Raw genomic sequence first — 16,358 nt, 5'->3', positions numbered from 1 at the left:
AATGAAAATGCAACAAAAATGGAGCGGATGACGGGAATCGGACCCGCGTCATCAGTTTGGAAGACTGATACTCTACCATTGAGCTACATCCGCAATATGCAAATTTTGCAAGCTATTAATCGCCCTGCAAAACAGCAACTCGATTAATTATACAGACTGTTTAGACCTAAAGCAACTTTCGACACTCCACTTAGATACTCAAGAGCGTTGTAGCACACGATAACATGCCTGCTTTTGTTTACCACCTGACCAAAAAAGGAACAAACGCGGGAAAAAGAAACAAAACCAGGCAGTGCAAATCGCAAAATATCTAAGCTATTTCTAGAATCACAAACGCAGAGGCGATTGCGGATGCGTTTTCAAGCAAACCATCGTGACTCAAAGAAACATGCCATCTAATAGAAAGACCATTCTGCGTCTTAATCATAGGAACCGTGCTCAAAGATTGCATAAGCTTCTCGTTAACAGCAGTATCAAGATGAACGCTTGGGCATCCATGCGAATCGTCTAAAATCTCAATGCTTGCCCAAGGCGTGTTGTCTAAAGTATACGGATATTGCAAACCAAGAGCGCTCATCGCCTCGCACCACGCTTTTATAACCGCCTCTTTACCAGCCCAGCGAGCCGCAATATGAATCGCTTGTGAGTCGTTCTTAGCATTCGCGCGCATAGCACATTGCCTAAGCTCACGCGTAGAAAATAGCGAGCGCCACCCATTGCCATCTTGCATCTGCTGCGCAAAATCCGCAACATTAACAACATCGCAACCAATGCCTGCAATCATTGAACTCACTTCCTAACTACGATAGAGCGCGACGACCTGCCTTTTTGCTTAGAGCGTAGCGCGAAAAGGCAATTCGTAGCGCTGAGCTTGCTTAAAGTTGAAAGCACGGTGTGCTTTCAACGCAAGCGAAGACGTTCGAGCGCTCAGACCGCGCGAACGACACGACCTGCCTTCGCGTTCAAAGCTTAGCACGCGAAGGCAAGTCAATTCGTTAGCAATAATAGCCACTTGCATCTAAGCGAGCATCTGGGTTTAGCAGCATAGCTTTTTCTGCTTCATGACCATCGTAACGCGACCCATCTGGCATGCGCGTGCCGTCTTTAAGCAAACGGCGATTTTGCACAGGCTCAAACAGTTGCACATGGCCCATCATGCCCTCTTGCAAAAGTCGCTGACCTGCAGCCAAGCGCGCATTTGCCTTTGTTCGCCACTCGTTAAGCGCATCCACACCAGCGCTAGAAGCCACAGCAGCCTCAAACGCGCCAGGATGCACAAGAGCCACAAATCCGCTAACGTGCCCGAATCCAAGCGATGTAGCAAGAGCCGCTTTAACAGAGCCAATGTGAATCCTATTTCGCAACCAAACCATGTGGTCATCGCGCGCAAGCTTAGGATCCACGCAATCAAGCGAAGCGTTGATTGGAACCCACCCACTTCTAAACAGCTGAGTCAAGCCATTAATCTGGAACACACATGCGCCACCCTTTGCGTGGCCAGTAAGCGACTTTTGGCTAATCACAAATAGCGGATTTCCGCTTGTGCGCCCAATCGCGTGAGCAAGCGTATTGTGTAACTCAGACTCGTTCGGGTCGTTTGCGTTTGTAGACGTATCGTGCTTAGAAACAACAGCAATATCGTCTGGAGTAACGCCAAGCGCCGCCAAATCGCGCACAAGCTTGGAATCGCGGCCGCCCAATCCTGCAGCGAGCGCGCCCAATCCTGGAGCTGGAATCGAAGTGTGAATACCATCCGCGTATGAGTGAATAAATCCAACTACGCCAGCAACAGGCAAGCCAAGCTTAAGCGCAATATCTCCTCGCGTAATAAGAATCGTGCCGCCGCCTTGCGCTTCCAAGAATCCTCCGCGCCTGCGATCATTCGCACGCGAGAAGAATCGCGGATTTATGCCTTTTTCGTACATTTCCTTGCTGTTTGCAGTGGCGTTCATATTGCCAAAACCAACCACGGATTCCACGCCAATATCGTCAATCGCACCCGTTACAACAAAGTCGGCTTTGCCGAGCGCAATCTTATCAACGCCTTCTTCTAGCGAAACTGCAGCAGTTGCACATGCCGAAACTGGCTGAATCATGTTTCCATATCCGCCAATATACGTTTGCATTACGTGCGCTGCAACAACATTTGGAAGCGCTTCTTGAAGCACGTCTGTAGGAATCTCGTGATTTAGGAATCGATCCAAATACAGCTTTCGCATAGACGTCATTCCGCCAAATCCAGTACCTTGTGTTGATGCCACAAGGGAAGGATGCACAGCTTGCAAGATTTCCGAAGGCGTAAATCCTGCGCAAATGTACGCGTCAACAGTAGCGACTATGTTCCAAAGCGCAATCGGGTCCACGCTTCCAACCATCGAAGCTGGAATACCCCACTTTAATGGGTCGAAGCCCTTAGGCAATTGCCCACCAACAGTGCGAGTCATGGCTGCTCGTCTTGGCACGCGAATCATGGATCCAGCTTTACGCGTAACAATCCACTCTCCCGACTCTTGGTCGCTAGAAATCTCGGTGTGCTCTTCGTCTAGCGCCACGTATTCGCGCGCAATTTGCTCTGTAGCAACGTTGAAAGATACATCGTGATCTAGGAAGATTTCGGCTTCTTCTTCGTTTGCTCCGTCTTTGTAGTCGCCGCCCATGCCAGTTTCAAACGGCCTAATTCCCGAGCGAGCCACTACTTCGTCGCGATACTTTTCTGCAATGTCTTCTTCTGGCACAAGCGTGCCTTCGGCATCGTACCAGCCTGGCTTTGGCGAGTCTTGCCAAGTGAGCAATCCCATGCTCCAAGCCAATTCCAAAACAGCTCCTGCACAAAGCGAAACCGTTCCGTTATCTTGGATTGACTGCTCAGCACTAAAGCGCGTACGGCCAGAGCCCCACGGACCAATCTCGCCAACAGAAACTATAACGATTTGGTCTTTAGGCTTTGCTGTTACGTTCTTCCAATCTTCCAAATTAACTCTTGCTTGAGTTGGAATATTTGGAGATGGAAGCGCCTTATTTAGAGACTTGACTTCAGACTTGACTTCAGACTTGTTTGAAGCATCCTGATTAGCCTGCTTGCGACTATTCTCTTGCAAAGCTTGAGCTTTAAGCTCGTTCAAGTCAAGCGGCTCCGAGCCTAATCCACCTGTTAAATCAACGTCTAGAGGCGCTTTTGCAGCAAGATTACGCGCATCTTTAGTGCACAAATCAAGCAAAAGATTCGCCATCTGGCTTGTTGTAAAGGTTTTTAAGCCACGACTTTCAACAGCTTCCACAAGAGGATCATTGCCTCCCATTAAGCCAGTTCCGCGCACCCAGCCAATCTTTGGATGAGCAAACGTTACGCGATTCGACCACACTTTTTCGGCATGCGCGCGGTTCACAATAGCGTCAAATGCGCTCTTGACTTCGCCATAAGCTCCGTCGCCGCCAAAAATACCGCGATTAGGCGATCCTGGCAACACAACGTGCATACAATGCTTTACATCTGTGTCTGCTCCGATTTGCGCAAATCCTGCGATTGCGCGCTCAACACCCCAAAGCATAAGCCTGGATTGAGATTCAAAAAGCGCACCAGAATCCGCCAAAGTTCCACTAACTGGCGGAGCTGCAAATGGGAAGAACAGAGTTGGGTTATAAGCAAGCTTCAAAATGGTGGTTGTTGCTCCGCTAACCTTCTTAGAAACTGTGCCAACCCACTTTACAAGAGCGTCAACATCTCGGTAACTAGACAAGTTTGCTGGAACAAGCCACAATTTAGCTGAAGCGGTTGCGTGAAGTCTGTAAGCTTCTTTAGCCCACTTTTTTACACTCGGCTTAAAGCTGTGAGAAGTGGCAATAACCGTAGCTCCACCTTCTAGAAGACCAGTCACAACTCGTGCTGCAATCGAATTTGGCGCAACGCCTGTTACAACAGCAACATCTCCTTCAAAGCAATTGGAGAAGATTTGCGAATCGTCTCCATAATGCTCATGATTACGCGACTTTGGCAAATCGCCAGTAGACTTTAGCGCATCTTTTGCAACTTGCTCAAAAATAGAAGACAATACGCTGAACTTATTATCGTTGCTCTTATTATCCTTGCACTTTTTAGCAAACCACTCAGCTTCGCTAGAAATTGCGCGCCCTAAACCAACAAAGCTACCGTAGCGGTTCAAAATTTCGCTAACTTGCTTAAGATCTTCGGAATTATTTGCGCAAGAATTATACTCAGAATTGTAGTAGATACGCGCCAAATCTTCGCGAGCGCTAGCCCATCGATCGTCGAAAAGAATCGCCTTGCGCTCATCAAATCGAGGCTCTACTTGCTTTGGCCAATCTGCTCCAAGCTCAGCTTCTACAGCTGCAACAACAGCCGCATTTTCATCCGCTTCATCTTGCACTTTAGGCTCTTCAACACCAAGCTTTGCTAGCACAAACTTAGCAGTAGCAGCCAAAACGCCATCCGCGCCAACAACCTGTTGCGCAAAAGCGTCAAGCGCTGCAGAATCAACAACTGCGCCACCTGCAGCGCCAGATCCTGCAGAACCTGGCTGAGCAAGAGTAATTCCGTGCTGTTTAGCAACTTGATTAATCGCAGAATCAATCAACGCTTGAGCTGCAGAAGCGTTCTTTGCTGGCTCTGTAGAAAGCTGAGCCAAATCGCCTCCGCGAACGCTTGCGCCAGATCGCGTTTGCAAAACAAGAGCCGCCAAAACGTGCGCGCGCCAGCCTTCGCCAAGCTTATATACTTCCGTAATGCGCTTATCTACTTGAGCAGGCTTTACACCAGCTGCGCCAAAAAGCGACCTCAAACTTTGCCTTACAATGTCGCTAAGAACGGCACCAAAAGCCTTGTAGCGAGGAGCAGCGGAGTTTACTAGCTTGCTAAGAGCGCTCATTGGAGCTTCTGCAGCACCGTCCACGCTAGGCACGCCAAGCTCGGAGCTTATGTCCATTAAAAGCTGGTTTCGCCTAGAAGATACGCCGTTTGTTAGCGTATCCGTTGTGTCGGCAGCACCAATTTGGTCGGCGCGAATCTTAGCACTGTATGCAATCAGCATTTCAATAGCATCCGACGCCTTAAACGCAATATCTGCAACAGAGCCAGATGGCACATTTGGCACTGCATTTGATGCATTTTGCACAGAATTATTTGCATTATTATTTGCATTTATTTGAGCAGATGCAGAAGCAGACGCAGCACTTGCCGTTGCGGTTGCTTGCGACTTTTGTGCGGCATCTTGGGAAGAATCGCCAGCAACCGACGCGTCATTAACCGCGCTTTCATCGTCTTCAAAAACTTCTGGCACAAGCGAATCTGTGTCTGTTTTATAAACACGACTCTCGTCTCGCCCAACGTTATAAACAGCAACACGCTGACTACTAAACTCTGGCAATGCAAGCGTTTTTGTACCAAGATTTGCCAAAGTTGGAGCATTCGCTAAACCAACTTCAACATATTCTTCTACGCCTAATCCACCGCAAGATTCACTAGAGAACATAAGCGCTTGCGTTTCAATCCAACGAACAGGGGAAGCAAACTGCCAAGAAAGAAGCTCCGTAAGAAGCAATCTGCCGAGTTTTTGCTCATCAGCTGCATAAGAATCCCAAGTTGCATCATCTTGCAAAGCTGCTTCAATTCGCTTTGAAGGCACAACGTCTAGAATCTTTTGCGCAAATTCGCGCGTAAGCTCAAACGGGCATGCAACCAAGTTTGGAATGTAGCGGTCAACAAGAACCGAGTAGTCAATATGCTTTGGAAGAAGCGAATCCAGCTTATCTCGGAACTCTGGCACACCTTTTCTAAGCAGCTTGGAATGGAATGGCACATCAATTCCTGGAACCAAAATAAACGGCGGCTTTCCGCCATATTCTTTAGCACGCTTAGCGGAATCTTCGGCCAAGGCTTTAAGACCTTTTATTGTTCCAGCAATCGCGTATTGCTGACCTGCCAAATTGTAGTTTACGATTTGCAAGAATTCGCCAGTTTGCTTAGAGATTCCTTCAACGTACGCGTTTACTCCATCGTCTCCTACGCCAAACTGATTTGGACGCAAAGCTCCCATTCTATAGTTAGATCTGCCTTGCGCATCTCGCTCAATCAAATGATGCATAGTGGATCCGCGGTGGAAAACTAGCTCCAACACGGTTTCTAGCGGAATAATTTGAGCGAAGGAACTTAGCGCATTGTATTCGCCTAGAGAATGGCCTGCAAAGTAAGCTGGCCAAATATCGCATCCAGCTTCACGCAAGCGAGCAGTTTGCGCAAAAGCAACAGTAGCGAGCGCAACTTGCGTAAATTGCGTTAAGTTAAGCAAGCCTTCTGGGTGACGATACGTTACGCCATTTGCTGTTAGTTCCTTAGGATTATCTCGAACAACAGCAAGAATTGAGAATCCGAGCTTTTCGCGAGTAAGCTTATCTGCGCGCTGCCAAGTTTCGCGCACAGCTGGCGATTTTGCGCGCTCATCTAGCGACATACCTTGTTTTTGAATACCCTGGCCTGGGTACACAAAGGCGGCGCGCGGCGAGCTTGTAAGAGCGCTGGCCTTAGAAACAATTTGCCCATTTACGCGGCATGTTACTTCTAGCGCAAGCCCTGCGCGTCGAACTTTTCCTACGCGCTCAACAGTTATCTCAACTTTGTCGTTAAGCTGCACCATGCCGTACATGTTGTACGTCCAGCCAATCAACTCGTAGCGCGCGCCTTTTTCGTCAACAGCTTGCGCAACGTGCTGAGCTGCCGCCGAAAGCCACATTCCGTGTACAAGCGGAGCCTTAAGCCCAGATATTGCAGCGCCTCTGTAAGAAGTGTGAATTGGGTTAAAATCGCCAGAAGTGCGCGCAAACGCCGTCATGTCTTTAGGCGCGCTCAAAACAACTCTTCTAAGCATTCTTCTAGGAGTTGCATCCACATCATATCCGTGCAAATCCGCGGCAGCTCCGTATTGTGCAGCAGGCTTTGGCAGCGCTGAACTGTAGCTGCGTCCGCGAATCGCAAATCGCTCTGTTTCGTGAGCTAAACGCGTTCCGTCTTGCGCAAAATGAACAACGTTAATCGTGACAACGCGTCCAGAAGCAGACTCTTGCGCACTTTGCGCCCAACCAACAAGGTTTACGCGCTCGCCCACGTGCTTGTTCAAATCGCTATTTGAAACGTCTAACTCTATTAAGTGATCTAAATGAACCGCGTTAAGCAATCCTTCGATTACTGGGTACCCGTTTACCATTACAGATCCCAAAGCAGAATAAATTGTTGGCCAAGCAGGACCAACTAGCGCGTCTGGCACGATTTTAGATGCTTGAAGACCACCCGAAAGTCGCCCAGCTGTAGCAGATTCGTGATCGATTCCAAGATTTCTAGAAAGCGTGTACGAAGACTTTACTACGCCAAATGGCGATTCTTCGCTTTGCTCGCTTTCATCAACTTTAGGCATTTCGCTTAAAGCATCTCCAGTAATCGCAGTATTTCCAATGCCTGCTGTAGCTGCAAGCATCTTATAAACGTGCTTTGGCAATCGCTCTCTATCTACTACTGGCACGCCTCCTGCGCGATTTGCGTCTACAATAAGCGGAATCATAATGTTTCGCACAGCGTGATTCTTATTGCTGTTCTCATTCTTGCTTGAACCGTTAGCGCACAAATCATCCCAGAATGTGTCTAATTTAACGTCTAAATCGAGCTTAATTACGCTATCTTCTTCACTAACAACGCTTATAACGTAGTTTTCACTATCATTTTGCGTTTTGTAAGCAGGATTAGAAGTTAGGTGACCAATCCAAGAGATATTCGGGCATGCGCGCACGTATTCTTCAACGTTTTTTGCGCACGCGATTTGGCTAAACGCACTTTGCGCAAGAGAAACTCTAGAATCGCCAGCAGCCATAGAACGCTTTATAACCGCATCTTCAAATCTTCCCAAAATATTCGCAATCGGCTCGTCCATTGTTGTTATTCCAGCAACAGAAATCGGCCCTGGAATTACGCGCACAGCATCCGCAGAGTAGCGCGAATCTTCCGACTGCCAAAGCTGATCCTGACCCCACCAGCGAAGCAAATCGTTGTCGATTACTGGCACAAACGGCATTGGCTTAGGGTATTCGCGCACCAAAGTTGGGAACCATGCAGCATCCATTGGAATAACGTTTGTTTGCGCTGCATCTGGGAACTTTTCAATAAGATTATTCAAAGCTTCTTGAGGATTTTCAAAAATGCTTTTAGCAGAAGGCAAGCTTGACTCAAATTCGCCAGAATCTTGCAACGCAAAACGCGCTTCGACTCGCTTAAGCAAATGAGCGTAGCGATCCGCGTATGTGGAATCCGCCCACGGGTAGCACAAGTCGAGGAATCGTTGTGCAAATTGCTGGTATGTCATGCTTTCAACATTGCCAAAATACGGCTTTGCTGTTGTGTTAAGAGCGGCAATAACCTCATCTTTGCGTAATTCAAGCTCTTCTGGATGCTTCATCATGTGAACAAGAAGACGACCACAACGCGCAGACGCATTTTCAATCTCGTAAATATCTGCGTGCAAATGGCTTAATCCGCTTGTTACTCCGCCAACAACCTTTCCAGACGGCACCCAGCGCTCGCCAATCGGAGCAAACGGATCGTCACTTGCGCCAAGACCTTCCACGCATGCATCATTTGCTTCTGTGATTCCAGGCGTCTCCACCAACATGCGCTTAACTTGCGGACTTGTGTGCGCTTCCTTTGCTGTCATTGCGGCAGTGCCAATCATTACGGCATCCACAGGCATATTTGGCAAATCGTACTTATTGGACCATTCGCCACTAATGTAGTCGGCAGCGCGCGAAGGAGTACCGATTCCGCCACCTGCTACAAGAACCAAATTATTGCATTCGCGCACTTGAGCATAAGTACTAATAAGCAAATCATCTAGCGACTCCCAAGAGTGGTGTCCGCCTGCAGATCCGCCTTCTACTTGCGCAATAATCGTTACTGGCTTAACAGCTTTTGCAATGCGAATAACTTGACGAATCTGCTCTACTGTTCCTGGCTTAAAAGCAACATACGGGAATCCGTCTTCTTGAAGAGTTTTAACAAGTTCCTTCGCTTCGTCTAACTCTGGGATTCCTGCAGATATTACAACGCCGTCGATTGGCGCTCCCGAAGCGCGCTTTTTTGGAACTATGCGCTTGGCTCCAAATTGCAAATTCCACAAGTAGCGGTCCATAAACATGGCGTTGAATTCTACAGTTGCTCCCTCTTTTAGCTGATTTTGGAGCATTTCCACGTGCTTGTTAAACACTTCTTCTGTTACTTGGCCACCGCCTGCAAGCTCTGCCCAGTACCCCGCGTTTGCAGCAGCTGCAACGATTTGCGGGTCTACGGTTGTTGGAGTCATGCCTGCAAGAAGAACAGGAGCTTTGCCTGTTAGCTTGCTAAACTTTGTAACTACTTTGCGCCCTAATGGCGTTTCTACTACGCGTGGTGCAAAATCCAACCAGCATCCCGTTCGCAAAGAATTTGCGGAAGAAGCCTCCAGTGTAGACGCATTAGCGCGAGACGCCATTGTTCCAGCTTCTACGATTCCAGCGCCACTTCCCTGAACCAGCACGCTTGTAAGCTTTCCAAGTACCTCTCCAGGGCCCATGTCGATTACCCACAAATCTTTAGCAGATTCGCCCAGATTTGCCAAAGTTTTTTTGATTTGACTTGCCCAATCCACTTGCTCTACTAAAACTTGATTTGCAAGACTTCTAGTAAGATCGGCGTTTAATCCAGCTTCTTTTGCCCATTTTTCAGCGTTATCTACAGCTTTGCTCATCATTGGCGAATGGAATGGCACTGTAACGTCTAAATACTCTGCGATTGGCGCAAAAACCGACCCTCCGCGCTGCTTCATATCTCGTAATTTTTTAGAATGAGCCGCTTCTTTTTGCGCTTCGCTTAAAACGGCCTCCATGTCTTGCGGATAGCCAGATAACACCATGTGATTTCGCGAATTTTTAACTGCTATCGAAACTTCAGCACGCTTACGATCCACGCGCGAAATCAAAACTTCTGCCTGTTTTTGAGTTACACCTTTTAACGAAAGCATTGGAGTTGCAGAGCCGTTTCCGCTTATTTCCAAAAGCCGCGCTTCGCGATCTGCAGCCGCTCCAATTATGTATGCAATCGCCAAAAGTTCCGCGATTTTGCCTTGCGCTGCCTGCCAAGAACCAGCCTCTAATCGCGCTTCTACCATTTTTGCAGCAATCACGCCTTGAGAATGACCAAGACTTGCGATTGGCTTGCAAACTTCAAAATTGTACCCAAGATTTGTAAAATCACTAACAGCTGCAAGCTGAGCCAATGCGATTCCTGGAACGCTTATTTGCGCGTCTTGCGTGCGCTCATTTGTGGATTCTAAAGCGTCGAATACGTTTATGTCTTTTCCTGCGTTCGCTAAAAGTTGCGCATATATGTTGTTTAGAAGATTTTTTGCGCTGTTATTGTAATCGCGTAGTTGCGCGCTTAAATCTTCGTCTTTTTGCGCTTCTTTTAACGCTTGAACCCATGGCGTGGATTGCCCTGCAAAAGCTAAAATATGTGGATTTTGTGCAAGCTCATCAAATAAGTATTTTGTCATTTTATTTTCCTTTGTTTGTGGGTTTACGTTTTATTTTTAAGATTTGTGTTTTGGATTATTTGTGACTTTTGTATTGTTTATGTTTTTGGATTATTTGTGACTTGTTGTTAGTCGCGCCCAGCGGCTGCTTGCGATTAATCCGCGCGTCTCAAATCATCTAAAATCGCCCTCAAATCATTCTTAAATCACATTGGCTGGTTTCCATGATGCTTCCCCGTTCTAGAAACGCGTTTTTTACTTCTTAAAATCTTCAAAGAATTAGCAATAACATCTCTTGTTTGCTCCGGATCTATCATTGCGTCAATCTGACCAGTTTCCAGCGAAAGATTTGCGTTTACAGTGGTGTTTTCGTAATCTTCAACAAGCTTTTTTCTTAAAGCATCAACATCTTGACCGCGCTCTTTTGCTTTTTGCAAATCCTTGCGATGAATAATGTTCACAGCTCCTTGAGCGCCCAAAACCGCTATTTGACTTGTAGGCCAAGCGTAGTTAAAGTCTGCTCCCATCGACTTTGATCCCATTACAATGTATGCTCCACCAAAAGCCTTGCGCAAAATCACAGTAACAAGCGGAACTTGCGCGTTTGCATACGCGTAAATCACCTTTGCTCCTCTGCGAATAATTCCAGCGTGCTCCTGGTCAGACCCTGGCTTGTATCCAGGAGTGTCTACAAGAGTTACAACAGGAAGATTAAACGCGTCGCACAATCGCACAAATCGCGCTACTTTTTCGGAAGAATTAACGTCTAAAATTCCAGCATTTACTTTAGGCTGATTTGCCACTATTCCAACAGAATGACCATCTATGCAAGCAAAACCAACCACTGCGGACGCCGCGTAAAGCTCTTGAACTTGCACAAATTCGCCATAATCTACGATTGCGCGAATAACGTCTAAAACGTCGTACGGCTGGCGATCGTTGCTCGGAACAATAGTCGCAAGCTGCTTAGCGGTTTCTCTGTCTGCGCGCGTTGCAGCGTATGCGAATGTTGGCGGATTTTGATTGCAATTTTGCGGCAAATAAGCGAGGATTGTGCGCGCGTAGTCAATGGCATCCGCCTCGTCTTCGCCCAAGTAGTGAGCAACGCCCGAAGTGGAGTTATGCACATATCCACCGCCTAAATCGTCCATGCTAATCGACTCGCCAGTAGCCGCCTTAACAACATCTGGGCCAGTTACAAACATGTTGGAATGTTCGCGAGTCATGATTATAAAATCCGTAAGAGCAGGGCAATAAACTGCGCCACCAGCGCAAGGGCCTAAAATCAAGGAAATCTGCGGAATCAAACCACTTGCTTCACAAGTTTTTTTGAAGATTCTGCCATATTGCGTAAGCGCGTTAACGCCTTCTTGAATGCGAGCGCCGCCCGAGTCGATTAGCGCAACAACAGGAACCGCAAGCTGCAACGCCATGTCTAGAAGATGGCAAATTTTCTGGCCTTCCGCGCGACCAAGCGTGCCGCCGCGAACGGAAAAATCTTGAGCATAAACTGCCACTTTTTTGCCGTACACTTCGCCAAAGCCAGTGATTACAGCGCATCCTGCAACATCGTTATTTATGTCTCCGCCATTAAAGCGGCCGATTTCTTCAAACGTGCCCGTGTCAAAAAGCAAATCCAAGCGCTCTCTTGCAGTGGATTTTCCCTTTGCATGCTGGCGCTCTGAAGCCTTTTGCTCTGCGTCTCTAGCAAGGCGAGCCGCGTGTTCTACGGCTGCTTTTCCGCGCTGAGGCTGCGTAGACTGAGCGGCTTGCGCGTCTTGCGCATTTTGCGCGTCTTTATTAACTTGTGCAGCGCTTTTATTAACATCTTTTGCAACTTGCGTATCATCTTTAGTAAGCGCACTCATTTTGCACTACCGCCTTTAGTCACGTCAATAGTTACAAGCTTTTCGCCTGCTTCTACACCATCTCCAGGCCCAACAAAAATGCCAGTAACTACGCCAGCTGCAGGTGCGTAAACGTAGTTTTCCATTTTCATGGATTCAAGAACAGCAAGTAAATCGCCTTTGGCTACGCTCTGACCTTCCGCAACGTTTACACGCGTAATCACAGCTTGCATTGGAGCCGAAATCACGCCAGGAGCATCCTTCGGCGTTTCCGACTTGTGAGTATCTCCCCTTAATCCTCGCCCTCTAAGCGGCTGCGATGCGCGAACCGTGCTTCTAACTCGTGCAGAACCAGTAAGATTGTCTACAATGTCTTGCGGAATCGTAAGTTTTACGCGCTTATTGTCTACTTCTATTACAAAAGACTCCATTTTAGTTGGCTTATTTTGAGCTTCCTCGCCAGCCTTATTGGAATCCAAAGAAGCAGGCTGTCCGCCATTTGCCGCTGCAGCAGTGCGGTTCAAATACTTGCGTTCAAGCCATTTTGTAGAAATATCAAAATCGTGATCTTGAGCAGTAAAATCAGGGTCGTTAAAAATTTGCTCAAAAAGCTTAGCAGGAGTAGGCACGCCCTCAATGCAAAGCTCCTTAAGCGCACGCCTTACGCGAGCAATTGCCGCATCGCGATTTTGCGCACTAACAATAAGCTTGCCCATCATGGAGTCGAATTTTGGAGACACACTATCTCCAACTTCTACGCCAGAATCCACGCGAATTCCAGGGCCAGATGGCCACTCTATTTTTGTTAGCGTGCCTGCACTAGGCGTAAGATTCGTGGCTGGGTCTTCCGAAGTGATTCTAAGTTCAAAACTGTGTCCGCGCGAAGGGTGATTTTGCGTAAGCTCGCCGCCGTCAGCAATCGTAAGCTGTTCGCGCACAAGATCTAGTCCGCTAACTTCCTCGCTAACTGTGTGCTCAACTTGCAATCGTGGATTAACTTCCAAAAAGTAAACTTTATGTTGAGAAGTCACCATATATTCGCACGTGCCCAAACCAACGTAGTCAACAGCTTCAAATAGGTTACGAGAATATCGGTGAAGCTGGGCATTCTCATCATCGGTAAGGAATGGTGCTGGTGCTTCCTCAACCAACTTTTGGTTTCGGCGCTGCACCGAGCAATCGCGCGTGGAATATATGGTGAAGTTTCCATGTGAATCGCGGCCAACCTGCGTTTCCACGTGGCGAGCCTTGTCTATAAAACGCTCAATAAAGTACTCGTCAAGGTCGCCGCCTTGCAAAGCGTCGTGATTCATGTAGAATCCGCGAAGCTCGTCATCGTTGTGCACAACGGTTATTCCGCGGCCGCCGCCGCCATCCGTGCGCTTCATCATAACTGGGTAGCCATGTGTTTGCGCAAAAGTCAGCAATTCTCGAATGTCTTTTACAGGCTCCGAGATTCCTGGAACGGGCGGCACTTTAGCGCGAGTTGCAACGCGGCGAGCGGTTATTTTATCCCCTAAATCAATAAGCGCTTCTGGCTTCGGACCAATCCACACAGCGCCAGCATCAATCACCTTTTGCGCAAAACTCGCTACTTCCGATAAAAATCCGTAGCCAGGGTGTACAGCATTCGCTCCGCTTTTATGCAAAATGTCTATAATCGCGTCTTCGTTTAAATAAGTGTCTCTGTACGTGTCTCCGGAAAGCGCGTACGCTTCGTCTGCCATTTCAACATACTGTGCTTGACGGTCGGATGCCGCATAAATAGCAACAGTCGGGATTCCCATTTCTTGAGCAGTGCGAATCACTCTAAGCGCGATTTCGCCGCGATTTGCCACAAGTATTTTTTTGATATTCGTAACCATACGTTACAAGTTATAGGAAATTTGGCTTATAGTATCCGTGAATTTGAACAAAACATTATGCGATTTTTTGTAAACTTCTCCAACGCGCGCTGCCCAATTCTTGTCTAATCTTTGATTCAGCAACGAAAAACAATACGAAAGAAGGATATCGTGGCTAATTTTGAATCGAACTCTGGCGCAAACTCTAGTGCAGTTGCATCTAAGGCATTTGATATTAATCGTTTAGCTGTTCCATTTGCTAAGGCATTTTTGTTTACTGTTCTTATTAGTGCTGCAACTATGGCTGGCGCATTGCCAATTCCTGGAACTCCTGTTCCTGTGACATTGCAAACTTTGGTTTTGGCTTTGGCAGGTCTTACTTTGACTTGGCGCCAGGCCGTTAGCTCTGTGCTTATGTACCTTGCGATTGGTGCTGCTGGAATGCCAGTGTTTGCAGGCGGAAAGAGTGGCATTGTGGCTTTTGCAGGCCCTAGCGTTGGATTCCTTGTTGGATTCGTATTTGGCGTGGCTGCGATTGCGCTTGTAAAGTCTGCTCTCGAAGGCGTTGTTAATGCTGCTATGCCAGAGGATTCTGTTGCTAAGAAATTTGCACGATTTGGCGCGTATTTTGCAGCGTCTGTTGTTGGTTCTCTTGTGATTTACGCATTTGGTTTTGTAGGCCAATCGCTTATGATGCACTTGCCTGTTTGGGCAATCGCCGTGGCTTCTACTGGCTTTATTGTGGGCGATATTATTAAAGCTGCAATCGCTAGCGCTGCTTATGCAGGATTATATGGCGCGTTTAAGCGCAACACCAATGCGTGATTATGCGTGATTAATCGCAAGCGTAACGCGCTAACTATTCTAAGACCGCAGTCTCGTCGCTGCGGCCTTTTTTGTATCAAAAAGCAATAACGCTTTCCGCGTTTGCGCTTTGACTGAGCTTGAAATTGCATAACGCATTTCAAGCTCCTTCAAAGCGTGATTTGGCTCACATGTAAAGTCCAGTGGACTTTACATGCCAAATCAGCCGAGCGGCTACCAATAGCCGCGAGGAATAGCGCGCTTAGACCGCGCGAACGACGACCTGCCATGTAGTGCGATTGCATCAAACACTAACCGCGCACACGTCTCCCGTGTGCACAATCGCAGATTCTCCCGAGTCTTTAAGAATCAAAAGCGAAGCATCATCAGTAATGCTCTGCGCAACGCCTTCTACGCATTCACTGTTGTTTAACTCGCTATTAACGTCTGGTGCATACACACTAACTTTGCGCCCAAGAGTCCAGCAAACCGCGCTAACTTCCTTACGCACACACAATGCGCTTTCTGCAGGATTTTGCACAAAACTCGCTAGTCTACTATTTAAGTTTTGCGCTAAACGCTTAGCAATAATATCCCTTAATTGCATCGCATTTGGAAGATTCGCGTAATGCATTTGTAAAGATGTTGCTTTTTCGATTGGAAGATTGCTTTTAGGCACATTAAGATTAAGGCCGATTCCGAAAATCACACCAATATTTTGTTGCGAAAAGTCATGATTTGCAGAAGAGTCATGATTCGCAAGTGCTGCGATTTCGGTTAAAATTCCGCCTTCTTTGCAATCGCCAATAAAAATGTCATTTGGCCACTTGATTTTTATTTCTTGACCAAAATCGCAAATTTTACTTTCGACTTCTCCGACTTCGCTGGCTTCTGCGATTTTGCGCGCACCAACTTCTTTAAGCGCGCCAATCAACGCGTCTCTTGCGCAAAGTCCTACAATCATAGGCAGCCAACCGTTGTATTTTGAATCCATAACAACGCTTTTTGGCAAAACAGCACCATAAGACGCTAGAAAACTTTGCCCCGATTCGCTAACCCACTTGCGACCAAGACGGCCTCTGCCAGCGCTTTGATTGTTTGCAATAATCGCACAAACAAGCGGATTCAAGATTGAAGAGCTTTCAAAATCGCAATCAATAAGCTCTTTTCGCGCAATATTTTGCGTAGAATCAACCAAGTCTAAAAAGATAAAATTCATCGAGAATTAAATCCCTTAAAATCTATTAAAATCGCCTAAAAGCCTAAACAGCCTAAACCTATTAAACAACAGCTATCGAAGAAAT

Annotated in this window: 6 protein-coding genes and 1 tRNA gene; 1 reads left to right on the top strand and 6 read right to left on the bottom strand. The window is 47.2% G+C overall.

Annotated features, from left to right (window positions below; translation table 11 throughout):
- Positions 1-19: 19 nt before the first annotated feature.
- The 5 genes from AC1EKB_RS00095 to AC1EKB_RS00075 all read right to left on the bottom strand — a co-directional run bounded on the left by AC1EKB_RS00095 (position 20) and on the right by AC1EKB_RS00075 (position 14,271).
- A tRNA-Gly gene (locus AC1EKB_RS00095) sits at positions 20-93 on the bottom strand.
- 217 nt (positions 94-310) lie between these two features.
- Positions 311-784 carry a holo-ACP synthase gene (locus AC1EKB_RS00090; RefSeq protein WP_481248601.1) on the bottom strand — a complete coding sequence of 158 codons (474 nt, stop codon included), beginning with the start codon at positions 782-784 and terminating at the stop codon, positions 311-313.
- A 211-nt stretch (positions 785-995) separates the two neighbouring features.
- Complete coding sequence (locus AC1EKB_RS00085) at positions 996-10,580, bottom strand: fatty acid synthase subunit beta domain-containing protein (protein WP_481248482.1); 9,585 nt, start codon at positions 10,578-10,580, stop codon at positions 996-998.
- Between the two features lie 185 nt (positions 10,581-10,765).
- Positions 10,766-12,427 (bottom strand): acyl-CoA carboxylase subunit beta, encoded by a 1,662-nt coding sequence (locus tag AC1EKB_RS00080; protein ID WP_481248481.1) that lies wholly within the window; start codon positions 12,425-12,427, stop codon positions 10,766-10,768.
- Positions 12,424-14,271 (bottom strand): acetyl/propionyl/methylcrotonyl-CoA carboxylase subunit alpha, encoded by a 1,848-nt coding sequence (locus AC1EKB_RS00075; protein WP_481248480.1) that lies wholly within the window; start codon positions 14,269-14,271, stop codon positions 12,424-12,426. The genes AC1EKB_RS00080 and AC1EKB_RS00075 overlap by 4 nt, the downstream gene beginning before the upstream one ends.
- A 150-nt stretch (positions 14,272-14,421) precedes the next feature.
- Here AC1EKB_RS00075 and AC1EKB_RS00070 point away from each other — a divergent pair, with 150 nt between their 5' ends.
- Positions 14,422-15,075: a biotin transporter BioY gene (locus tag AC1EKB_RS00070; RefSeq protein ID WP_481248479.1), complete on the top strand. Its 654-nt coding sequence runs from the start codon at positions 14,422-14,424 to the stop codon at positions 15,073-15,075.
- Between the two features lie 283 nt (positions 15,076-15,358).
- Here the strand turns inward: AC1EKB_RS00070 and AC1EKB_RS00065 are convergent, their stop codons facing one another.
- A complete protein-coding gene (locus AC1EKB_RS00065) occupies positions 15,359-16,273 on the bottom strand; it encodes a biotin--[acetyl-CoA-carboxylase] ligase (protein WP_481248478.1) in 915 nt (304 codons plus the stop codon).
- Positions 16,274-16,358: the final 85 nt, after the last annotated feature.

It is taken from the genome of Gardnerella sialicivorans subsp. sialicivorans (assembly GCF_056746795.1).
This window is presented reverse-complemented; position numbering and strand designations above follow the sequence as displayed.